Source organism: Streptomyces alboflavus, from assembly GCF_000716675.1.
GTDB classification, from domain to species: Bacteria; Actinomycetota; Actinomycetes; order Streptomycetales; family Streptomycetaceae; genus Streptomyces; species Streptomyces alboflavus.
The window spans coordinates 39,974-61,471 of record NZ_JNXT01000049.1 but is presented as its reverse complement, the minus strand read 5'-3'; the positions used below and the strand labels follow the sequence as shown (position 1 = coordinate 61,471).

The following is a 21,498-nucleotide window of genomic DNA, read 5'->3' as shown; positions in this document are numbered from 1 at the left end:
CGGCCACGGAGACCGGGCCCGGCCACGGGGCCTACAGCACCCCCGCGCCCTCCAGCTCCCCCACCAGCTTCCGCTTCGCCCGCGCCCCCACGACCTGCCACACCGGCTCGCCGTCACGGAACGCCATCAACGTCGGCGTCGACAACACCCCGTACGCCACCGTCGTCTCCGGATTGCGGTCCACGTCCACCTGCACCACCTTCAACCGGCCCGCCTCCTCCCGGGCGATCTCACCGAGCACCGGCGCGAGCTGCCGGCACGGCACTCAACTCGCCGATCAGCGTGTCGAGTTCACCGAGCTTGCGGCGGTAGACGGCGACGGACGCCGGACACGAGTCCCCGGCCGGATGCCCCGAACGCAGACACTCCACGAACGGCCGCGTCTCCTCAAGCTCGAACCCGAAGTCCTGCAAGGTCCTGATCTGCTGGAGCAGCCGCACGTCGTCCTCGCCGTACGTGCGATGGCCTCCCCCAAGCTCTTAAGGAGCAGGGGGTACCCCCATCGTCGCGCCGCGCGGGCAGCAGCCCGCGCGACTCGTAGTAACGCAGCGTCCGCGTGGACGTCGGGGTCAAGGCCAGCGCTCGGGCGCCGGAGCCGGGGCGCGGCTCACGCGCCGGGGTTGCGGACCCCCTCGACCGTCGCCGTCCAGCTGTCGGCACCGTGCCCCAGGTCCACCGCCCGCTTGGCGACGTCCCGCACCCCGCGCAGCACGGACACGTCCAGGCCACGGCGCTCCGCCGCGTGCAGGATGTGCTCGACGCCCTCCAGCTCCATGGCGAGGTTCCCCTCCTCGCCCGGATAGACGCCCGCGTCCACGTCCTTGGCCGTCTCGCCGACCAGCAGCGCGAGCAGCGAGATGTGGGACTGCAGGAACGGGGCGAGCGCCGAGGCCGGGACGCCGTCCTTGGCCGCGAGGGCGTACCCGTGCACCAGACCCGCCATCGACGTCCAGAAGAAGTCGAGCATCGACAGGTCGTACACGGCGGCGAGGCCGTGGTCCGCGCCGACGTACGCGGACTGGCCGCCGAGGGACTTCAGGAGCGCCTCGTGCTTCTTGTACGCGGCCTCGTCGCCGGAGTAGAAGAGCAGCGCCTCCGGGGTGCCGACCATCACGGTCGGGATCATGACCGCGCCGTCCAGATAGGCGATGCCGTGCCCGGCCGCCCACTTCGCCGCCTCGCGGGCGCGCTCCGGGGAGTCCGAGGTGACGTTCACGAGCACACGCCCGGAGAGGTCGGCGGCCAGCGGCTCCAGGATGGCCTGCGACGCGTCGTAGTCGACGACGCACACGACGACGAGCTCACCCGCGCGCACCGCGTCCGCGGCGGTCGCTGCCCGGGTGGCGCCCCGGGCGACCAGGTCCTCGCCCTTGCCCGCCGAACGGTTCCAGACAGTCGTCGGGTGGCCCGCCTTGAGGAAGGCCCCCGCGATGGCCTGGCCCATGGCGCCGAGGCCGAGGACGGTGACGGGGGTGGGGGCGACGGTGGGGTCGGCGGCGGTCGTGGAGTCGGCGGAGCTGGTGGAGTTCGTTTCGTCAGGCATGCCTCCATCCTTGATTCGCGCGAACCGGCCCACAAGTACCTACTATTTGGTCAGGTACTCACCAAAAGGTAAGTAAGCCGTCTCGCGTACGCGCGAGGGTTCGTACTCCTGCGTGCCCACCGACTCCAGGGCCAGCGCCGCGAGCGCGCACCCGAGCCGCGCCGACCGGTCGGCCGGCCAGCCCCGCGCGACCCCCGCGAGATACCCGGCGCGGAAGGCGTCGCCCGCGCCCGTCGGGTCGGCTATCCGGCGCGCGGGCACCGCGGGAAGCCGCAGCGGCGTCCGGCCCGCGCGGGCGATGGTCACGCCGTCCGCGCCGAGCGTGGTGATCCAGGAGCCGACGCGGGCGAGGACCTCGTCCTCGCCCCATCCTGTGCGCTTGCACAGCAGCCCCGCCTCGTAGGCGTTGGTGAACAACAGGCTTGCCCCGAAGACGAGTTGGCGGGTCTGGGTCTCGTCGAGCCGGGCGAGCTGCTGGGCCGGATCGGCCGCGAACGGGATGCCGAGGGCCCGGCAGGTCGCCGTGTGGCGCAGCATCGCCGCCGGGTCGTCCGCGCCGATGTGGACCAGGAGCAGTCCGCCGGGGCGCGGGACGAGCGCGGCCAGGTCGATGGCGCGGGCCTCCGTCATCGCCCCGGCGTAGAAGGTGGCGATCTGGTTCTGGTCGCGGTCGGTGGTGCAGACGAAGCGCGCGGTGTGCCGCTCGGTGCTGACGCGCACGCCGGAGGTGTCGACCCCGGCGGCGCGCAGCCGGGCCGCGTACTCGGCGAAGTCCCGCCCGGCCGCGCCCACGAGGAGCGGCCTGAGGCCGAGCCCGGCGAGCCCGAAGGCGATGTTGGCGGCCACGCCCCCGTGCCGTATCTCCAGGTCGTCGGCCAGGAAGGACAGCGAGACGCGGTCGATCCTGTCGGCGACGAGCTGTTCGGTGAACCGGCCGGGGAAGGTGAGGAGGTGGTCGGTGGCGATGGACCCGGTGACGGCGATGCGCGCGCCGGGACCCGTCGGGGTCACCGCTCCCAGGGGCGTGCCGGGCAGCGCGTCGCCCGCCGGGTCCCGGGTCGGGGCGGACACCGGCTCAGACCCCGGCCGCCGTGCGCAGGGCGTCCGCCCGGTCGGTGCGCTCCCAGGTGAAGTCCGGGAGTTCGCGCCCGAAGTGGCCGTACGCCGAGGTCTGCGCGTAGATCGGGCGCAGCAGGTCGAGGTCGCGGACGAGGGCGGCGGGACGCAGGTCGAAGACGTCGGCGATGGCCTGCTCGATGCGGGCCTGGGACACCGTGGCGGTGCCGAAGGTCTCCACGAACAGGCCGACCGGCTCCGCGCGGCCGATGGCGTACGCGACCTGTGCCTCGCAGCGCCGCGCGAGCCCCGCCGCGACGACGTTCTTGGCGACCCAGCGCATCGCGTACGCCGCCGAACGGTCCACCTTGGAGGGGTCCTTGCCGGAGAACGCGCCGCCGCCGTGCCGTGCCATCCCGCCGTACGTGTCGATGATGATCTTCCGGCCGGTCAGGCCCGCGTCACCCATCGGCCCGCCGATCTCGAACCGGCCCGTGGGGTTCACCAGGAGCCGGTAGCCCTCGGTCCCCAACTCCGTGCCCTCGTCGTGCAGTTCCTCCAGGACGTGGTCGACGACGAACTTGCGTATGTCGGGCAGGAGCAGCGCGTCCAGGTCGATGTGGGCGGCGTGCTGGGAGGAGACCACGACGGTGTCGAGGCGCACCGGGCGGCTGCCCTCGTACTCGATGGTGACCTGGGTCTTGCCGTCGGGGCGCAGATACGGCACGGAGCCGTTCTTGCGGACCTCGGTGAGGCGGCGGGCGAGCCGGTGCGCGAGCTGGATCGGCAGCGGCATGTACGTCGCGGTCTCGTCGGTGGCGTACCCGAACATCATGCCCTGGTCGCCCGCGCCGCCGGTGTCCACGCCCTGGGCGATGTCGGGCGACTGGGCGCCGATGGACAGCGAGACCCCGCAGGACGTGCCGTCGAAGCCCTTGGCGGAGGAGTCGTAGCCGATGTCGACGACGGCCTCGCGGACGAGCTGGGCCATGGGGGCGTACGCGCTGGTGGTGACCTCGCCCGCGAGGTGCACCAGGCCCGTGGTGACCAGGGTCTCCACGGCCACGCGGGCCGCGGGGTCGGCGCGCAGGAGGGCGTCGAGGACGGTGTCGCTGATCCGGTCGGCGATCTTGTCGGGGTGGCCCTCGGTGACGGACTCGGAGGTGAACAGGCGTCGGGGCATGGACTTCCCTTTCGTATCCGGGTGGTGAGGCGCTCGCGGGTGGTGGCTCCGGGCCTTGGCGTGGTCGTGGGTGTCGGTGGGGCGGCGGTCACAGCCAGGCGGCCGCCGCCCCGAGGAGCAGCAGGTTGCAGACGCCCTGCGCGGCGGCGCAGGCGAGCGCGGAGCCGGTGACGGCCCTGAGGACGCCGAGGGCGAGGCCCATCAGGAACACCGAGGGCAGCAGCCCGCAGAGCACCTTCAGGTTGAAGGGGTTCAGGCCGTAGTCGCCGACGTGAACGGCCGCCCACCCGGCGGCCGTGGTCACGACGGCCGCGTAGCCGCCCCAGCGCACCTCGACGGCCCGGTACAGGACGCCTCGGTAGCAGACCTCCTCGACCAGCGGCACGAGCACGCCGAGGGCGAGGACCATCGCGACGACGTCCGCCCAGGGCGCGCCGGGGACCGTGCCCTCGAAGAGCTTCGGCATCCACGTGGTCCAGTTGTCGTCGCCGTCGCCGAACGCGTCGCGGGTGGCGAGGAACGTCTGGCCGTAGACGACGGCGACCAGGGCGGTGCCGAGGACGGCGGGCATCAGGGGGAACCGGCGCACTCCGGCGGCGGCCCAGTCCGTGCGCGGCAGGACCAGGAGCACGGCCGCGCTCAGCGCCACGGACAGGACCATCACCACGAAGGTGAAGGCCCCGGCGACGCGCACGGCCGCGAGCACCGCGAACAGCGCGGCGGCCGAGGTCACCGGGTACGCGGCGTGGTGCAGCCGCAGCCGGTCGAGCCTGCCGGGCCGGGGCGTGCCGGGGCCGGGCGCCCCGGACGCGGACGCCCCGGACGCGCGGGTGCCGGGCCCCGGGGTGCCGGGCTCGTCGTGGATCTCCAGCGTCATGCGCGTCACCCCGCCGTCGCCTTGTCCAGGCGGCGCCCGCGGACGCCGATGCTGGGCAGCCACCAGTTGTACTTGCGCAGGAGCAGCAGGGTGGCCGGGACGAAGAGCATGCGGATGACGGTGGCGTCGAGCAGGACGGCGAGGCCGAGCCCGGCGCCGTACTCCTGGAGCATCAGCGTGGACGACAGGGCCATCGTGCCGAGGCTGCCCGCCATCACCAGGCCCGCCGCGTTGATGACGCGCCCGGTGTCGACGACGGCCCGCATCGTGGCCTCCTCCTGCGACAGGCCGCTGCGCAGCAGGTCGCGGACGCGCGTGACGAGGAAGATCTCGTAGTCCATGCCGAGCCCCATCATCAGGACGGTGAGGAAGATCGGCAGATCGTCGATGATCGCCTCGCCGCGCCAGTGGTGGAAGATCAGCACGGTGAGGCCGACGGCCCAGACGTTGCTGAGCATGATGGTGGCGATCAGGCGCAGCGGTACGAGCAGCGAGCGCAGCGTGAACATCAGCATCACGAAGACGCCGACGCTGACCAGCGCGACCATCTGCCAGAAGCTGGAGCTGAGCGCGGACCCGTACTGCCGGTCGACCTGGGTGGTGCCGCCGACCTCCAACTCCCCGACGGAGCCGCCTGCTTCGTCGGTGACGCGTTCGACCCGGTCGACGGTGGCGCCGGCCGCCTTGGCGTACGGGTCGCCGTCCAGCGCGATCACGAAGCGCAGGGTGCCGTCGCGCGAGACGTAGTCGTCGAGGCGGCCCGCGTCCGCGAGCTGCCGGTCGGACCAGCGGGTGCCGAAGGGGTGGGTCGCGGAGTCCACGGAGGCGACGCCGGGGACGGCGGCGATGCGGTCGGTGAGCCTGGCCACCGCCGCCTGCCCTTCGGGGGTGAGGCGCCCGTCGCTGACGACTCCGGACTCGGCGCGGCCGACGGCGATCGTCGGCATGACGGCCGCGTCGCCCCACTCGCGTGCGACGGTCTCGAAGCCGTCGCGGGAGTCGGTGGCCGGGCTGAGTGCGACCGGGTCGGACGTGGAGCGGTTGCCGGCGACGAGCAGCGCGAAGGGGATGGTCGCGGCGAGGAACGCCACCACGATCCACACCTTGCGGCGGCGCGCGAACTCCGCCGTGCGGCGCAGGTGCCTGCCCATCGCCCCCTTGTGCTCCAGGTCGGACAGCGGGTCGCGGCCCACCGCGAAGAACCGGTCGCCGAGCAGCACCAGCAGGCAGGGCGTGAGGGTGAGGGCCGCGGCGAGCACGATGGGGATGCCGATGAGGCCGCCGTAGCCGAGCGGCGGGATCCAGTCCACCGGCGACAGGAGTGTGGCGCCGAAGGCGAGGGCGACCGCGACGGCGGCGAGGAGCATGCTCTCGCCCGCGTGCACGGTGGCGTGCACGGCCGCCTCGCGCGGCGGGCGGCCCGCGAGGCGTTCCTGCCGGTAGCGCGAGGAGAGCAGCATGCTGTAGTCGACGCCCGCGCCCAGCATCACGAACGTCATGATGGTGACCGTGAACTGAGTGAGCGTCACCTGTTCGCCGAGCAGGTGAAGGCCCGCCTGGCTGACGTTCATGGACAGGCCGATGACGGCGAGGGTGAGGACCGCGGGCACCAGGGCGCGGAAGAACACCAGCAGGATGACGAAGATGATGACGTACGCCACCGACTCCATCAGTGAGTTGTCGGCCTCCGCCTGCTCGTACGTGTCGTGGATGAGGGCGAGTTCGCCGGTGACGTGCACCTCGGCGGACTTGCCGATGCCGCTGTCGGCGAGCAGTTCGCGGGCGGTGTCGCGCAGCCACTCCACGTCCGGGTCGGCGCCCGCCTTGTCGGTGTAACTCACGGACGCGAGCGCGGACTTGCCGTCGTCGGAGATGAGCCGCGCGACCGCGTCGCCCGGCACCGGCAGCGGGTAGTCGCGCCAGTCGGTGGCCGCCGCGAACTTCCCCGCGATGCGGGACACGGCGGCCTTGTCGGTCGCCTCGGCGGCCTCCCGGGCGGGCCCGGCGAGCGCGGCGGGGACCCGGCCCCGGTCCGCCTCCCGGTCCACGAACGCCCGCCGCCCCTTCGGGTCGTCCGCCGCCGCGCGGGCGCCGTCGCGCACCTGGGTGAGGAACGCGGCGGTCGCGTCCCGGTACAGGGTGTACGCGGACGACGTGCGCTCGACCTCGCCGGTGCCGCGCAGCTTCGCGATGCGGCCGTCCAACTCGGCGAACAGGGACCGCACTTCACCGTCGCGCACGTCGGGCGCCTCGACGACGACGGTCACCTCCCGCTCGGAGCGGTGCGGGAAGGCCTTCTTCGTCAGCTCGTCGGCGCGGGCGCTGCTGGTGCCGGGGACGACCTTGGAGGCGCCCTGGTCGGTGAGCACGTCGTCGAGCCCCATGGCGTACGGCGTGCACACCGCGATCAGCAGCGCCCACACCACGATCACCGTCTTGGGCCGGGCGGCCAGTCTCTCGGCGAAGCGGTGCAGGGCCCGCTGGACGGCGCCGCGCGCCGGGCCCGGGCGGGTCCGGTCGCCGTCCCCCGGCGGCGTCGTCGGCGCGGGCGGACCCGCGGACGTGGTCGGGTTCGTCATGCGACGCCGGCCTCCTCGCCGGTGCGGGCCCCGTGCCGGGCGCGGGGGGCCACGGGCTTGGCGCCGGTGACCACGACGAACGTGTGCTGGATGTCCAAGCTGCCCTCGCGGGCCAGGAGTTCGGCGAGGGCTGCCTCGACGCGGTCGAGGACGAGCTGCTGGCGGCCGTTGTCCACGGCGGTCTTGAAGCCCGCGGCGGCGCCGGAGCGCTGCACCCACTCCAGGACGGCCGCCGGGGTGTGCGCCGGGATGATCTGGGCGCCGTCGCGCTGCCCGGTGACGGTCAGGCCCGCCTTGCCGAACCACCCGGCCACCGCCGCCGCGTTCTTCGGCAGCGACACCCGGATGAGGCTGGTGAGCAGCGAGGGGTCGTCGGCGAAGACCTTCTCCAGGCCCTCGGTGAGCGCCTGGTGGGCGTCCGCCCGGGTCTCGATCACCATGATCCGGCCGCCCGGCCTGAGCACCCGCCCGATCTCCGCGAGCAGCCGCGTCGGCTTCGTGTAGCAGATCGCCCAGCCCACCACGACCAGATCGGCACTGCGGTCGGGCTGTGAGCGGATGAACGCGTCCATGTCGTCCACGAACAGCCGCACGTCCAGGCCGGGCCTGCCCTCGGTGAGCGCCTCCACCTTCCGCCGGGCGACGTCCAGCATCCCCGGCGACTTGTCGATGGCCCGCACGGACCCCTTGCCGCCGAGCCGCCGAATGATCTCGGCCGTCAAGTGCCCGGTACCACAGGCGAGTTCGACCACCCGGTCACCGGGCGCGATGGGCACCTCGGCCAGCGCGGCGGTGGAGTGCCCGCCCATGACGGGGCTGAAGAACGTGTCGTAGTCGGAACTGGCCGCGTCGTAGTCGGCGGTCGGATCGGCATGCGCCCGATTCAACGCGAGACGCAGGGCGCGGGCAGCTAGGCGTATACGGGACATGTGCGGCTCCCTGGGTGAGTGTGCGGTGGTGGTCGGTGGTGTGGTGGCCGGGCGGGCGCCCGGTCGGCGGGGTCGGTGCGCGTCTCGGCGGTGTGCTGTACGTCGGCGGGGTCGGCGCCCGCCCTTGTGGTGGTCGTACGTCGGCGGGGTCGGCGTCCGCCCCGGCGGAGTGCTGTACGTCGACGCGGTCGGCGCCCGCCCTTGTGGTGGTCGTGCGTCGCCGGGGTCGACGCCCGCCCCGGCGGAGTGCTGTACGTCGACGCGGTCGGCGCCCGCCCTTGTGGTGGTCGTACGTCGCCGGGGTCGACGCCCGCCCCGGTGTCGGAGCGCGCATCGGCGGACCGCGCTTCGGCGGGTTGGCGTCCGCCGTCGCGGTGCTCTGTGCGCCGGTGGCCGTGCGCCGGTGGTCCGGTCTCCACGCGGAGGTCGGGTGTCAAGGTCGGCCTCCGTCCTTCCGGTGGGCCGTACGTCGGCAGGGGCAGGGTCCGCACGGCCACCGTGCGGACGACGGGTGGGTCTCCACACGGTGGTCGTGCGTCAGCGGGTCGGCCTCCGTCCTTGCGGCGGGCCGCACTTAAGCGGGCCGCGCTTAAGCGGGCCGGGCCCACCGTCGCGGTGGCCCCTGCGCCAGTGGTCAGGGGCCACGTGGGGCCGAGCGCCAGCGGCCCGGTCCGCGCGCGGAGGCCGGGCGTCACTGGCCCGGTCTCGGCGCGGGCGCCGCGCGCGCCAGGTGCAGGAGTCCGGCCGCGCAGGCGAGGGCGCCCGCCGCGCCCCGCGCCTGCGGCAGCCACCAGGCTGCGGTGAGGGCGCCTGCGGCGAGGGCGACGGTGACCAGGACGGCGTACCGGGACGCCGACGCGGCCCCGCCGACACCGGACAACCCCGACGCCCCCGATGCCCTCGGCTCCCGCACCGCCGACGCCCCGGCCACCGCCGTCACGCCCACGAACCCCACTCCCGCCCCACACACGCACAGCGCCACGACCGCCGCAGCGACCGCTCCCCCGCCGCCCGCGCACAGCAGGGCCGTGCCGAGGACGAGGAGCGCGGCGGCGACAACGGGGCGGAGGTCGCCGCCGCGCGGCCGGAGGGTGCGGTGGGCGGCGGGGGCGCCGTTTCGGCCGGAGGCGCCACGCCGGGCAGGGGCGCCCGCCTGGGCAGAGGCACCACGTCGGGCGGTGCCGCCCTGCGCGGAAGCGCCACGTTGAGCGGAAGCACCGCCCTGGACGGAAGCACCAAGTTGAGCGGAAGCACCACCCTGGACGGAAGCACCACCCCGGGCAGCGGCACCACCCCGTGCCGAAGCACCACGTTGAGCGGAAGCACCGCCCTGGGCGGAGGCACCGCCCTGGGCGGAGGCGCCACCCTGGGCGGAGGCGCCACCCTGGGCGGAGGCGCCACCTTCGGCGGAAGCACCGCCCTGGACGGAAGCACCACGCTCAGCAGAAGTACCGCGCCGCGCCCACGACATGGCGCCCCCACGGCGGGCAGGCGACCCGGTGACACTGCGCCCAGCGAGGCCCCCGGAGGCACTCCACCCGGCAAGCGCTCCCCGGTGGGCAAGGACCGCGCCCGCCGCGAGCGCGAGGCCCCACCCCAGCAGCGCCAGCCTCGGCACACCGGGACCGCCCGCGGGGTCGAAGCAGGCCGCGACGGACACCCCGGCGGCGCTCGCCGCGGCGACCAGGGCGAGCCCGGGACCGGAGGACCCGGCGCCCACCGGCCCGGCACTCTCCGGCTCGGGGCCCGGCAGCCCGGCACCCGCCGCCCCGGCGCCCACCGGTCCGGCACCCCGAGGCCCCGCACCCGCCGCCCCGGCGCCCACCGGCCCAGCGCCCTCCGGCTCGGCGCCCCGCGGCCCGGCACCCCCGGCGGCGGCACCCCTCGCCCAAGGCCGACCGGCCGCCCCCCGGCCGGACCCCGCGCGTCCTTCTCCCCCCGAGAAGCTCACGCCACGCTCACCGAAGAGGCGACCCGGTCCCCCGCGCGCCGCAACTCCGGCTCGGAGCCCAGCACTTCGACGACGCGGTCGAGCTGGGCCCGGGTGTGGGTGGCCATGTAGCTGGTGCGCAGGCGGGGGGTGGCGGCGGGTGGGAGGACCGGGTTGACGTAGACGCCCGCGCGGACCAGGCGTTCCCAGATGGCGAGGGTTCCGGCGGCGTCGGGCACCGGGACGGGGATGATCGGCGTGGTGCTGTCGCCGGTGCCGACGCCGGCGGCGATGAGTCCGCGCCGGACGTGGTCGGCCTTGGCGCGGACGTCGGTGGTGAGATGGGGCTCGGCGCGCAGTATCCGCAGCGCGGTGAGCGCGGCGGCGGTGCTGGTGGGCGTCATGGAGGCGCTGAACATCAGGCTGCGCGCCTTGTGCTTGAGGTAGTGGATGGCCTCCTCGCTGCCGACGACGGCGCCGCCGAGGGAGGCGAGGGCCTTGCTGAAGGTGACGGTGATCAGGTCGACCTGGTCGGTGAGGTCGAAGTGCGCGGCGGTGCCGCGGCCGCCCGCGAGGACGCCGAGGCCGTGCGCGTCGTCGACCAGGAGCCGGGCGCCGTACTGGGCGCAGACGGCGGTGATGGCGGGCAGGTCGCAGATGTCCCCTTCCATGGAGTAGACGCCGTCGACGATGACGAGCCGGGCGGCGGCGTCGGGCAGTTGCTCCAGGGTGCGCCGCAGGCCTTCGGCGTCGTTGTGCGGAAACCTGCGCACCTTCGCGCCGCTGAGCCGGCAGCCGTCGACGAGGGAGGCGTGGGCGTCCCGGTCGACGACGGCGTAGTCGCGCGGGGTGAGCAGCCCGGCGAGGGCGCCGAGGTTGGCCTGGTAGCCGGTGGAGAGGACCAGGGCGGCGGGCTTGCCCAGGAAGTCGGCGAGTTCGGCCTCCAGCTCCTCGTGCAGATCGGTGTTGCCGTTGAGGAAACGGGATCCGGTACTTGAACTGCCGTACCGGTCGAGCGCGGCGCGGGCGGCGGCGTGGACACGCGGGTCGGCGGTGAGGCCCAGGTAGTTGTTCGAGCCGCACATGATCAGTTCCCGTCCGCTCCTGCGCACGGTGGCTCCCTCCTGTCCGGCGAGCGGCAGGAAGTAGGGGTAGAGACCGGCCTTCATCAGGTCGGACGCCGTGGTATAACTCGCGAAGCGGGAGAATAGGTCGGGCGGTTCCGATGCATTGAACATTTATTTCCCTCTGTGAATTCAGGCGCGTCCGGGAAAGCAGGGCGGCATGGCGAAACCGCACCGGATTCAAGGTTGCGCGCAGGACTTTGCATGCCACCGGATTCCCCTGGGCACGGACAGACACAAGCGCCGTCGGCGGGAACATCCGAAGCATGGGAGCGAACCCGTGCATGGTCCGCAGCTGCCGCAGCGGACTCGAAAGGTCGCCTTTGACCTGGGCAGATACCGGTCCCGGCAGGCGGTCGCGAAGCCCGCGGGCAACGGGCGCACAGGGCCCGTCCACCGGCTGACACAGAGAGTTAATACGCAGATGACTCGAACATGCAGCCCCCGATTGATGATCAATTCCGGCCTGGATTCGTCGACCGAATCAGCCAGGCAGCGACTTTAGACAACCTTCGACGAAAGCGTCAACCAATCTCTTGACCAACTCGGTGCGGCGAAATGCAGAATTAACCGTTCCGCTTCCCCCGCGCCCCCCGCGGAATGCTCTCGCACCCCACTCAGGGCCCATGCTAGCCTGCATTCGACCGTCCAGACGGTCGGAAACTCGAAGGACGTCCGCGTAAAACAAGATCGAAAAAGGCCGAAAGCAAGATCGGCGATCTTTTGAAAGTGATCAGAGAAGCAGAACGACCGACGACCGAAAGACGGTGTGAGGCGTGCGCAACCGGCTCCTGAACGCGGCGGAGAGACTCCTGGTCAAGCAGGGTGTGGACGCCATCCGCCTGGACGCGGTGGCGGCGGAGGCAGGCGTGAGCAAGGGCGGCCTGCTCTACCACTTCCCGACCAAGCTGGCCCTCGTGCAGGGCGTGGTGGAGCGGCTCGCGGACCGCTTCGAAGAAGTACTGCCAGGACCGGACGCACCACCGGGCGCGTTCGCGCGCGCCTGGCTCGACGCCTCGATCCCGGCCGATGCCCCCGAGGGCGAGGCCACCGCATCCGACTCGGTCCCGGTCGCCCTGCTCGCGGCGGCCAACGGCCCGGAGGTGCTCGACATCCTCCAGGAGCGCTATCGAACATGGCAGGCGCGCCTGGAGCAGGACGGCCTGCCCCCGGGCGTCGCCACGCTCGTCCGCATGGCCGTCGACGGCTGGTGGACCGCCCGCCTCCTCGGCCTGGCCGACCCCAAGGGCGAGGACCACCGCCAACTGCGGCGCCTGCTCACCGAGTTGACCGAACCGGCCGAGCCGACCGAGGGGGTCGCGTAATGGGCATCCTCCTGGTCGCGGGCGCCATCGTCTCCGAGATCGCCGCCACCCTCTCCCTGCGCGCCTCGCACGGCCTCACCCGCCTCTGCCCGACCGTCCTCGTGGTCCTCGGCTACGGCGCCGCGTTCGTGTTCCTCGCCCAGGCCCTGAAGACCCTCGACGTCGGCCCCGTCTACGCGGTGTGGTCCGGCCTCGGCACCATCGGCGCGCTGGTCGGCGGGGTGCTCCTGTTCGACGAGAACGTCCGCCTGGCAACGGTCGCGGGCGCCCTGCTCATCGCCCTCGGCGTGGCGGTCATGTACGTGGGCGGAGGCCTGGAGCACTGATGGTCCAGGCACCCCCGCACGCCCGCACCGAACTCCGCGGCACCCCCGGGTTCACCGCCGTCAAGGTCGCCATGCTGATCACCGACGTCGGCTTCCTCGTGTACTGGAGCGCCGCGCTGCTCGGCCTGATCCCCGCGGAGTACGCGTACAAGGACTACGACGACCCGGTCATGAGCGACTGGAACTACTCGTTCCTGCCGCTGGACGTCGCCGCGAGCGCCACCGGACTCGCCTCCCTGCACCTGTGCCGCCGCGCCCGCGATGCCGGCCCGCCGCAGCGGATCGCCTGGCGCCCCCTGATGCTGGTCTCCCTCACCCTCACCAGCACGGCCGGGCTCCAGGCCGTCGTGTTCTGGGCGCTGCGCGGCGACTGGTCGCCGACGTGGTGGATCCCGAACCTGGCGCTGCTCCTGTTCCCGGTCCCGGCGATCGCGCGGCTGCTGCGGCACGAGGACACAGGGGCGCCGGTGCGGTGAGCGGCCCGGCGCGGTGACCGAAGATCCCGCCAACTCCCTTCCCCCGCACCCCTCATGTCGTACGTTCGTGGCATCCGGGAGCACGGGGAGAGCGCATGGAACTGTCCGGGGTGACGCTGGCCGGGCGCTATGAACTGAAGGAGCTGCTCGGCCGCGGCGGCATGGGCGAGGTGTGGCGGGGCCACGACCGCTCGCTGCTGCGTCGTGACGTCGCCGTCAAGGTCCTGCCGACTCCGGTCGGCACGGACGCGGTGCGGCGCTTCCAGCGGGAGGCGGCGACCCTCGCGGGGCTCCAGCATCCCGGGATCACCGTGGTGCACGACGCCGGGGAGCACGACGGGTTCCTGTTCATCGTCATGGAACTGCTGCGCGGCCAGGACGTGGCGCGCCTGATGGCAGGACACCGCACGGGCGTGCCGGTCGAGCGGGCCGTCGGCCTGGCGCGGCAGACGGCCGTCGCGCTCGCCGCCGCGCACGACAGCGGCGTCGTCCACCGCGACCTCAAGCCGGGCAACCTCTTCGTGCGGCCCGGCGACCACATCAAGATCTGCGACTTCGGCATCGCCCGCTCCGCCGACGCCTCGGCCGTGCTCACCACGGTCGGCCATGTCGTGGGCACGCCGCTGTACATGGCGCCGGAGCAGTGGCGCGCCGAGGAGCCGGCCGCGCCCGCCGACCTGTACTCGCTCGGCTGCGTCCTGTACGAACTGCTCACGGGACGCCCGCCGTTCACCTCCGACGCGTCCTTGTACGCCCTGATGCACCACCATGTGACCGAGGCGCCACGGCCGCCGCGCGAGCTGCGTCCCGAACTCCCGGTGGAGCTCGACGACTTGGTGCTCGCCCTGCTGGCCAAGGACCCCGGGGACCGGCCGGACGCGGCCACACTGGCCCGCCGTCTCGCCGCGCCGAACGGGACGGCCGATGCCATCGAGGCCGCCCCCACGACAAGACCCGCACACGCCACCTCACCCGCGCCCGCGCCCCGGCGGAGCACCCGCGGGAGTTTCCTCACCGCCGTGGCCCGCCGCACCCTCTCCGGGCACCGCACCGCTGTCCTCTCGCTCGCGTACAGCCCCGACGGCCGCACCCTCGCGTCCGGCGGCGGCGACAAGTACGTACGCCTGTGGGACCCGGACGACGGCGAGGCGCACGAGCCGCTCCCCACGGGCAACTCCCACCGAGCGCTCGTGGCCTTCAGCCCGGACGGCCGCATCCTCGCGACCGCTTGCGGCCACCATCTGCGCCTCTGGCACGGGCAGGAGTTCGTGGAGCGCCTGGTCGTGAAGTACCCGGGCTGGAACAGGGTGGCGAGCGCCGTGGCGTTCAGCCCGGACGGCCGCATCCTCGCCACCGGCGGCAGCGACGGGGCGATCCGGCTCTGGAACCCGCACACCGGGGACGCGGTGCGGGAGATGCGCTGGCCCGGCGGCTGGGTGCAGCGGATCGCGTTCAGCCCGGACGGCCGCGGCCTGGCCGGTGGCGGCCAGAGCAGGACCAGTCGGCTCTGGGACACCGCCACGGGCGAGTCACGCTGGGAGATCCCCGGACGGACGGCCGACACCGCCCTGGCGTTCAGCCCGGACGGCGGCATTCTGGCCACCGCCCCGGTCGGCGACCTGCTCGTCCACCTCAAGGACCCGGACACCGGCAAGGACCGCCGCACCGTGGACGCGCACGCCCAGGGGGCGACGGCCCTGGCGTTCAGCCCGGACGGGCGCATCCTCGCCACCGCCGGCGGCAACGGCCTGATCCGTCTCTGGGACCCGGACACCGGCGACCAGCGCATCGCCCTGACCGGGCACGCGGGCGAGGTCCTGTGCCTGGCCTTCGCCCCCGACGGCCGCACCCTCGCCAGCGCCGGTGAGGACCAGGTGATCCGGCTGTGGGACATCATCACGGAGCCGTAGTCACGGAGCCGTAGTCGCCACGGACCGGCAGCCGTCACCGCACCGCGACCGTCACCGCAGCCGTCACGGCAGCCGTCGCGGCATCGGACGGTACGACGCCGTGAAGAACCCGCCGCCGTTCTCACCGAGACGCCCGGGGCCCGGGCGACGGGGACGGCCACCGGGGCGGCCCCCACCGCCCCCGCCGCCGTCGCCGTCACCGCCGTCGCCGTCGTCACCGTCACCCTCGAAGGCGAACTCGTCCTCCGGGTCGTCCGGGTCCTCGTCCGCCGAGACGCCGAGCAGCCGCCGCGTCAACTGGTCGCGGTCCGAGAGGAGTTCGGCGACGGCCGCGCGGACGTCCTGGGCGTCGGTGTCCGCGTCGCGCTCGGCGGCGACGAGCACGGCCCGCCGCACCAGCTCCTTCGCGAACGACGCCGTCGTGCCCTCCGTGCGCTCGACGGTCTCCGCGAGGACCTCCTCGTCGAGGCCGAGCGCGCCGCCGTACAGGTCGAGCAGGCGGCGGCGTCCCACGGCGTCGGGCAGCGGGATCTCGACGGCGAGGTCGACGCGGCCGGGGCGCTGGGCGAGGGCGGGCTCCAGGAGGTCGGCGCGGTTGGTGGTGAGCAGGAACGCCACGTCGGAGTCGTCACCGAGGCCGTCCATCTCGTTCAACACCTGGAAGAGCAGGGGCTGTTCGCCGCCGCCGAAGTCGCGGGACTCGGCGATGAGGTCGCAGTCCTCAAGGACGACGAGGGCGGGCTGGAGCATCCGGGCGAGGGCGCAGGCCGGGCCGATGGCGCCGATGGTGGTGCCGGACAGGAGGACGACGGTGAAGTCCGGCAGGCCGGAGAGGAGGTAGCGGACCGTGTGCGTCTTGCCGGTGCCGGGCGGGCCGTACAGGAGCAGGCCGCGGCGCAGGTGCTGGCCCGCGGCGCGCAGCCGCTCGCGCTGCCGGGCGACGCCCACGACCTGGCGTTCCACCCGGTCGAGCAGGCCGTCGGGGAGCACGATGTCGTCGCGGGTCAGGCCCGGGCGGCGGTGGAAGCGGAACGGGCCGAGGCCCTCGCCGAAGGCGTCGCCCTGGAAGGACAGGACCTGGCCGCGGAAGATGTTGTGCTCGCTCAGGTACGCGTCGACGCGGGCGAGCAGCCGCCGGGCGGTGTCGCGGGACGCGGCGAGCACCTCCAGCTGGACCTTCTCGCGGCCGTAGTCCTCGTTCGGGCCGCGCAGCAGGGCGACGCAGCGCTCCTCGCCGCCGTCGGGAGTGCGCTCCGTGCCGAGGTAGAACCCGAAGGACACGCTGGCGAGTTCGTCGTCCGGCGAGATCGGCAGGTGGGTGTAGTCGACGGCGCCGACCACGAACTTGTCGTAGCGGTCGGCGGATTCGATGATCTCCGACAGGGAGTAGTGGTTGCGGTGGTCGGAGCCCGTCATGCCGAGCAGTTCGTACGAGCGTGCCGGGGCGGTGAACCAGCGCTCCAGGGCGAGGTGCACGTTCGGGTGGTCGTACGCCGCGTAGGTGGCCTTGACCACGGGGGCCTCGCCGGGCTCGATGCCGAGGTGGGCGCGCAGGCGGGCGGTGAGGTCGCGGTCCGTGCCGTCGGTCCTCGCCGGGCGCGCGACGGCCTCCAGGAACTCCTCGAACAGCTGGCTCACGCGCTCGAACCCGGCGCTTCCGTCCCCCGACGCGCGCGCCGCCGCGATCTCCGTCACGCCGTCTTCCCCCTGGTCCATGGCCGTCCACTCCTCATGAGGTCGCGTCCGGCTGCCGCTGGTCAGGCGGCACGCCGGTGATGACCTCTCAGCCTGCGGGGCGGCCGGGACGGGACGCAACCGGAATTGCGTCCCGGGGACGACCACGCGACCGCTGCCGGACAACTCCACTCCCCCTTCGGGAAGTTGACGGCGCACAGCCATTGACGGCACCGCCGCCCACAACTACAAAACCCTGAGAGCGCTCTCAGCGAACAGCCCGCCCCACCACCACCGTCCCCAGCCTCACGGAGGTGCCCCATGGGCACGAGCCGCACGAGCCGCCTCTTCCGTACGAGACGCGGAGCCCCTCTCCTCGCCGGGCTCGCCGCCGCGGGCCTGTGCGCCGCGCTGCTGAGCCCCGCCGAGGCGCGGGGCGACGTCCCCCCGGCCCCCGGCTGGACCCTGCAGTGGAGCGACGACTTCAACGGTCCCGCCCGTTCGCTGCCCTCGGCCGCGAACTGGCAGATCGACACCGGCCACAACTACCCCGGCGGCCCCGCGAACTGGGGCACGGGCGAGATCCAGAACTACACCTCGTCGCCCGACAACCTGAGCCTGGACGGCAACGGCAATCTGCGCATCACCCCGCTGCGGGACGGCGCGGGCAACTGGACCTCGGCGCGGATCGAGACCAAGCGCGCCGACTTCAAGGCCCCGGCGGGCGGCACCCTCGCCATCGAGGGCCGCATCCAGATGCCGAACGTCACCGGCGAGCAGGCACTCGGCTACTGGCCCGCGTTCTGGGCACTCGGCGCGCCCTACCGGGGCAACTACTGGAACTGGCCGGGCATCGGCGAGTTCGACGTCATGGAGAACGTCAACGGCATCAACTCGGTGTGGGGCGTGCTGCACTGCGGGGTGAACCCGGGCGGCCCGTGCAACGAGACCAACGGCATCGGCGCGAGCCGCGCCTGCCCGGGCTCCTCGTGCCAGTCGGCCTTCCACACGTACCGCTTCGAGTGGGACCGCTCGGCGAGCCCCAACGTCCTGCGCTGGTACGTCGACGGGCAGCTGTACCACAGCGTCGACCAGAACCGGGTGGGCGCCGAGGCGTGGAACAACATGACGAACCACGCGGGCTACTTCATCCTCCTGAACGTGGCGATGGGCGGCGCGTTCCCCGACGGCGTCGCGGGCCGTGCGACGCCGGTGGCGGCCACCGTGCCGGGCCGGGCGATGGCCGTGGACTATGTGGCGGTGTGGACGCGCGGCGGCGGGGGCGGCGATCCCGGTACGCCCTCCACCCTGCATCTGCGTCCGGGCGGCGGCCTCGGCCAGGCCACGGGTTCCGCGGCGGCGACGACCCTCGCGTCGGCGGGCGGCGCCAACCACGACGGCGCCCCGCACAGTCCGCAGACGTTCACGGCCACCGGCGTGAGCGGCGCCTACGGCGGCGGGGCCACGGAGTTCGACCTGCTCGTCGACGCGGGCTCGGCGGTCGCCAACGGCCAGCAGGTGCGGGTGAGCTACGACCGGACGGGCGACGGATCGTGGGAACGCACCGAGACGTACCAGTACTTCGCCACCGATCCGGTACCGGGTTATGAGCACTACACCCAGTCCAAGGGGCTCAGATCAGCCACCGGCGCGCACGGCGCCATGACGAACGGCACCGTGCGCGTCGAGGTGTGGAACGCGATCGGCAACGCGGCGAGCACGGTCGGGACCGGCAACCAGTCGTTCGTGCGGATCCCGTACGCGTAGCCCGGAGCGGTCACCCCGGCCGCCGTCAGGCGGCGTCGAGGGCTTCGGTGATCTTGCGGTTCATGTCGACGAGGACGGGTCCGGGCTGCCCCTTGGTGGCCCGGGCCGCGGTCTCGACGGCGACGAGGACGGCGGTGCGGTAGCTGTCGGCCTCGGCCTGGTCCTGCTTCTTGAGCAGGGCCATGGCCGCCGTCAGGTTCGGCAGCACGCGGTCGGCGAGGTCGGCCACGGACCTGCCGCCGAGGTCGCTGTCCTTGGGGTACTCGGCGAGGACGTGCCCGACCACGCCGGTCGCGGCGGTCAGGGCGACGGAGCCCTCGGCGGCGACCTTGCCGGGCTTCCCTGTGGCGTCGGCGGCGGCCATCAGCGCGACGGCGCCGTACGCGGCGGTGCGGAGGGTGGACTTGTCCTGGTCGGTGAGGGTGACGGACATGGTGGTGTGCTCCTTGGAGTCTGTACGGGAGTTTTCTGGACGAGAGATTTCTGAACGCGTGCGTGCTGAACGCGGGTTCTCGCGTACGGCGCCGGCCGGGGTCAGTCCTCGATCGCCTGGTAGACCGTGGTCCAGAAGTCGTGGATGAGCCGCGCCGGGTGCGGCGTGGTCAGGCCGACCTGGGTCAGCAGGACCCCGGTGAGGCCGGTGTGCGGATCGGCGTACGCGGAGGTGCCGGTGCCGCCGTCCCAGCCGAACTGGCCGACGGGCGCGTAGTCACCGCGGTAGGTGCGCACCGCCATGCCGAAGCCCCAGCCGCCCTGCTGGCCCTGACCGAACGACACCTGGACGCTGTCGCGGGCCAGGGCGGTACGGGCGGCCTCCTGCTCGGGCGTGAGGCAGTTGGTGGTCATCAGCTGGACGGCAGGCCGGGACAGGACCCGTTCGCCGCCGTGCGTGCCGCCGTTGAGCAGCATCCGGAAGAACGCGTGGTAGTCGTCGGCGGTGGAGACGAGGCCGCCGCCGCCCGCCTGGAACGGCGGGGGTGAGCTGTACTGCCCGCCGACGGCCTCGTCCCAGACAGTGAACGCGCCGGACTCCGGGTCGGGGGCGTAGCTGGGCGGCAGCCGGTCGAGCTTGTCGGCGGGGACGTGGAAGCCGGTGTCCTTCATGCCCAGCGGGTCGAGGACGCGTTCGCGCAGGAACGTCTCGAACGGCTGCCCCGTGACCCGCGCGACGAGCACCCCGAGGACGTCGTGGCTGAGGTGGTACTGCCAGCGCTCGCCGGGCTGCCGCATCAGGGGCAGTTCGCCGAGGGCGCGCATCCACGCGTCGGGGCCGGGCAGCGGCGACGCGCCCTGGCTGAAGACGCCGCTCGCGAAGACCGCGTTCATGATCGGGGTGCCGAGGGCGGTCAGGTCGATGCCGAGCCCGAACGTGGAGGTGACCAGGTCGCGCACGGTGATCGACCGGCGTGCGGGCTCGGTGTCGTCCACCGGGCCGTCGATCCGCTTCAGGACCCGGCGGTCGGCGAGTTCGGGCAGCCACTCGTCCACCGGGTCGTCGAGGCGCAGCCTGCACTCGTCGAGCAGGACCATGACCGGCGCCATCGTGACCGGCTTGGACGTGGACGCCATCCGGAAGATCGTGTCCCGGGCCATCGGCGCGCCGCCCTCGTGGCGCATCGTGCCGACCGCCTCGACGTGCGTCTCGTCGCCCCGGCCGACCAGCGCGACGAGCCCGGGGATCCGGCCGGACTCGACGTGCCGTGCCAGTACCTCGCGCAGCCGGTCGAGCCCTGCCTCCGTGAAGCCGTTGCCGTTGCCCATGCCCTTGCCCATCACGAACCCCCTTGCGTACCGTCGCGTTCGTTCAGCAATCGCTGAACGAGTACGAAGCTACATTGCGTTCACTGATTCGTCAAAGGCAAATGTGAACCCAAAGTTCCTGCAACCAAGGATGAACAGACTCTCCATTGCAATGAGACTGGAGCTGAACGCAATGCGCGACCCGAGCCGCGATTGCAATGGGCTGCGAATGAACGCATACTTCGCAGGTGCGGGCGCCGAGCCACGCGCGGGGCGAGAGAAGGGGAGAGGCACACCAATGCCCGGAGGCAGACTCACCACTGAGGAGCGTCGGCTCATCGCCGCGGGACTGGCGGAGGGGCTCGGCTACACCGAGATCGGCCGCCGCCTCGAGCGGCCCGCCTCGACGATCATGCGGGAGGTCACCCGCAACGGCGGCCCCGAAGGCTACGGGGCGGACCGGGCGCAGGAGGCCACCCGCAACCGCGCCCGCCGCCAGAAACAGGATCCGCCCCCGGCGCCGCCGCTGCCCGACAGCGGCCACGGCCGCGATCCGCAGGCCGTCCAGGACTTCACGGAGTCCTTCACCGAACTCCTCGCGCAGCAGGGGCTCCCCCGGATGATGTCCCGGGTCCTCGCCTGCCTGCTCGTCGCCGACTCCGGCGCCCTCACCGCCGCCGAGCTGGTCCAGCGGCTGCGGGTCAGCCCGGCGTCGATCTCACACGCCGTCACCTTCCTTGAGGAGCAAGGGATGATCACCCGGGACCGGGCTCCCGGCACGCGCCGCGAGCGCTATGTCGTCGACGACGAGATCTGGCTCCGGTCCACGCTGGCGGCGTTCCAGATGAACGGAGTGCTCGCGGCGGCGTCGCAGCGCGGCGCGGAGGTGCTCGGTGCCGCGACTCCGGCGGGGGCGCGCTTCGGGTCCTCCGCGGAGTTCCTGCTGCTCGTGAACGAGGCACTGGGGAAGGTCATGGACGAGTGGCGGCGGAAACAGGCCGCCGCGCGGGCGGAGGCGCCGGGCGACTGAGGCCCGCGGGAACGCCGCCGAGGCCCGTC

The 21,498-nt window shown here is 73.1% G+C and carries 18 protein-coding genes and 1 pseudogene; 6 read left to right on the top strand and 13 right to left on the bottom strand.

Going from position 1 to position 21,498, the window contains the following annotated elements; genetic code table 11:
- Positions 1-31: 31 nt before the first annotated feature.
- The 10 genes and pseudogenes from OO63_RS30440 to OO63_RS30395 form a co-directional block, all read right to left on the bottom strand.
- Positions 32-265, bottom strand: coding sequence for a thioredoxin family protein (locus OO63_RS30440; protein ID WP_078619465.1), 234 nt, complete (start codon positions 263-265; stop codon positions 32-34).
- Positions 231-579, bottom strand: a pseudogene (locus OO63_RS41730) (MerR family transcriptional regulator). The gene OO63_RS30440 and the pseudogene OO63_RS41730 overlap by 35 nt, the downstream one beginning before the upstream one ends.
- A 28-nt stretch (positions 580-607) precedes the next feature.
- Positions 608-1,543: an NAD(P)-dependent oxidoreductase gene (locus OO63_RS30430; RefSeq protein ID WP_030362493.1), complete on the bottom strand. Its 936-nt coding sequence runs from the start codon at positions 1,541-1,543 to the stop codon at positions 608-610.
- A gap of 42 nt (positions 1,544-1,585) precedes the next feature.
- A complete protein-coding gene (locus tag OO63_RS30425; protein ID WP_030362492.1) occupies positions 1,586-2,527 on the bottom strand; it encodes a carbohydrate kinase family protein in 942 nt (313 codons plus the stop codon).
- Positions 2,528-2,618: 91 nt separating this feature from the next.
- Complete coding sequence (metK, locus tag OO63_RS30420; RefSeq protein WP_030362491.1) at positions 2,619-3,782, bottom strand: methionine adenosyltransferase; 1,164 nt, start codon at positions 3,780-3,782, stop codon at positions 2,619-2,621.
- 88 nt (positions 3,783-3,870) lie between these two features.
- Positions 3,871-4,659 (bottom strand): CPBP family intramembrane glutamic endopeptidase, encoded by a 789-nt coding sequence (locus OO63_RS30415; protein ID WP_234311397.1) that lies wholly within the window; start codon positions 4,657-4,659, stop codon positions 3,871-3,873.
- A 5-nt stretch (positions 4,660-4,664) separates the two neighbouring features.
- Entirely contained in the window at positions 4,665-7,238 is a 2,574-nt protein-coding gene (locus OO63_RS30410) for an MMPL family transporter (protein ID WP_234311396.1), read from the bottom strand.
- A complete protein-coding gene (locus OO63_RS30405; RefSeq protein WP_030362488.1) occupies positions 7,235-8,167 on the bottom strand; it encodes a class I SAM-dependent methyltransferase in 933 nt (310 codons plus the stop codon). The genes OO63_RS30410 and OO63_RS30405 overlap by 4 nt, the downstream gene beginning before the upstream one ends.
- Positions 8,168-8,858: 691 nt before the next feature.
- Positions 8,859-9,113, bottom strand: coding sequence for a hypothetical protein (locus OO63_RS30400; protein ID WP_157854083.1), 255 nt, complete (start codon positions 9,111-9,113; stop codon positions 8,859-8,861).
- Between the two features lie 1,001 nt (positions 9,114-10,114).
- Positions 10,115-11,335: an aminotransferase class I/II-fold pyridoxal phosphate-dependent enzyme gene (locus OO63_RS30395; RefSeq protein ID WP_030362486.1), complete on the bottom strand. Its 1,221-nt coding sequence runs from the start codon at positions 11,333-11,335 to the stop codon at positions 10,115-10,117.
- 662 nt (positions 11,336-11,997) lie between these two features.
- Here OO63_RS30395 and OO63_RS30390 point away from each other — a divergent pair.
- The 4 genes from OO63_RS30390 to OO63_RS42540 all read left to right on the top strand — a co-directional run bounded on the left by OO63_RS30390 (position 11,998) and on the right by OO63_RS42540 (position 15,258).
- Complete coding sequence (locus tag OO63_RS30390) at positions 11,998-12,546, top strand: TetR/AcrR family transcriptional regulator (RefSeq protein ID WP_030362485.1); 549 nt, start codon at positions 11,998-12,000, stop codon at positions 12,544-12,546.
- Positions 12,546-12,872, top strand: a complete 327-nt coding sequence (locus OO63_RS30385) for a DMT family transporter (RefSeq protein WP_030362484.1) — start codon at positions 12,546-12,548, stop codon at positions 12,870-12,872. Before OO63_RS30390 ends, OO63_RS30385 begins: the two co-directional genes overlap by 1 nt.
- The gene (locus OO63_RS30380; RefSeq protein ID WP_063750479.1) at positions 12,872-13,348 is read left to right on the top strand and encodes a DUF5360 family protein; all 477 of its coding nucleotides are present in this window, start codon (positions 12,872-12,874) and stop codon (positions 13,346-13,348) included. The genes OO63_RS30385 and OO63_RS30380 overlap by 1 nt, the downstream gene beginning before the upstream one ends.
- A 95-nt stretch (positions 13,349-13,443) precedes the next feature.
- On the top strand, positions 13,444-15,258 hold the full coding sequence (locus OO63_RS42540) for a WD40 repeat domain-containing serine/threonine protein kinase (protein WP_051811345.1): 1,815 nt from the start codon (positions 13,444-13,446) through the stop codon (positions 15,256-15,258).
- Between the two features lie 63 nt (positions 15,259-15,321).
- Here the strand turns inward: OO63_RS42540 and OO63_RS30370 are convergent, their stop codons facing one another.
- Positions 15,322-16,974 (bottom strand): AAA family ATPase, encoded by a 1,653-nt coding sequence (locus OO63_RS30370; protein ID WP_051811344.1) that lies wholly within the window; start codon positions 16,972-16,974, stop codon positions 15,322-15,324.
- 279 nt (positions 16,975-17,253) lie between these two features.
- Between OO63_RS30370 and OO63_RS30365 the strand changes: the two genes are divergently transcribed.
- Positions 17,254-18,699: a glycoside hydrolase family 16 protein gene (locus tag OO63_RS30365; RefSeq protein WP_030362480.1), complete on the top strand. Its 1,446-nt coding sequence runs from the start codon at positions 17,254-17,256 to the stop codon at positions 18,697-18,699.
- Positions 18,700-18,724: 25 nt separating this feature from the next.
- Here the strand turns inward: OO63_RS30365 and OO63_RS30360 are convergent, their stop codons facing one another.
- Positions 18,725-19,132, bottom strand: coding sequence for a hypothetical protein (locus OO63_RS30360; protein ID WP_030362479.1), 408 nt, complete (start codon positions 19,130-19,132; stop codon positions 18,725-18,727).
- Between the two features lie 101 nt (positions 19,133-19,233).
- Complete coding sequence (locus OO63_RS30355) at positions 19,234-20,460, bottom strand: serine hydrolase domain-containing protein (protein ID WP_030362478.1); 1,227 nt, start codon at positions 20,458-20,460, stop codon at positions 19,234-19,236.
- Between the two features lie 277 nt (positions 20,461-20,737).
- Here OO63_RS30355 and OO63_RS30350 point away from each other — a divergent pair, with 277 nt between their 5' ends.
- Positions 20,738-21,469 (top strand): GbsR/MarR family transcriptional regulator, encoded by a 732-nt coding sequence (locus OO63_RS30350; protein ID WP_030362477.1) that lies wholly within the window; start codon positions 20,738-20,740, stop codon positions 21,467-21,469.
- Positions 21,470-21,498: the final 29 nt, after the last annotated feature.

Bases quoted from the DNA above. Each gene is read 5' to 3' on its own strand.
- OO63_RS30355 (WP_030362478.1), bottom strand. From the start codon at position 20,460: ATGGGCAACGGCAACGGCTTCACGGAGGCAGGGCTCGACCGGCTGCGC.
- OO63_RS30380 (WP_063750479.1), top strand. From the start codon at position 12,872: ATGGTCCAGGCACCCCCGCACGCCCGCACCGAACTCCGCGGCACCCCC.
- OO63_RS30370 (WP_051811344.1), bottom strand. From the start codon at position 16,974: ATGGACCAGGGGGAAGACGGCGTGACGGAGATCGCGGCGGCGCGCGCG.
- OO63_RS30410 (WP_234311396.1), bottom strand. From the start codon at position 7,238: ATGACGAACCCGACCACGTCCGCGGGTCCGCCCGCGCCGACGACGCCG.
- metK (WP_030362491.1), bottom strand. From the start codon at position 3,782: ATGCCCCGACGCCTGTTCACCTCCGAGTCCGTCACCGAGGGCCACCCC.
- OO63_RS30360 (WP_030362479.1), bottom strand. From the start codon at position 19,132: ATGTCCGTCACCCTCACCGACCAGGACAAGTCCACCCTCCGCACCGCC.
- OO63_RS42540 (WP_051811345.1), top strand. From the start codon at position 13,444: ATGGAACTGTCCGGGGTGACGCTGGCCGGGCGCTATGAACTGAAGGAG.
- OO63_RS30405 (WP_030362488.1), bottom strand. From the start codon at position 8,167: ATGTCCCGTATACGCCTAGCTGCCCGCGCCCTGCGTCTCGCGTTGAAT.
- OO63_RS30350 (WP_030362477.1), top strand. From the start codon at position 20,738: ATGCCCGGAGGCAGACTCACCACTGAGGAGCGTCGGCTCATCGCCGCG.
- OO63_RS30415 (WP_234311397.1), bottom strand. From the start codon at position 4,659: ATGACGCTGGAGATCCACGACGAGCCCGGCACCCCGGGGCCCGGCACC.
- OO63_RS30395 (WP_030362486.1), bottom strand. From the start codon at position 11,335: ATGTTCAATGCATCGGAACCGCCCGACCTATTCTCCCGCTTCGCGAGT.
- OO63_RS30385 (WP_030362484.1), top strand. From the start codon at position 12,546: ATGGGCATCCTCCTGGTCGCGGGCGCCATCGTCTCCGAGATCGCCGCC.
- OO63_RS30365 (WP_030362480.1), top strand. From the start codon at position 17,254: ATGGGCACGAGCCGCACGAGCCGCCTCTTCCGTACGAGACGCGGAGCC.
- OO63_RS30430 (WP_030362493.1), bottom strand. From the start codon at position 1,543: ATGCCTGACGAAACGAACTCCACCAGCTCCGCCGACTCCACGACCGCC.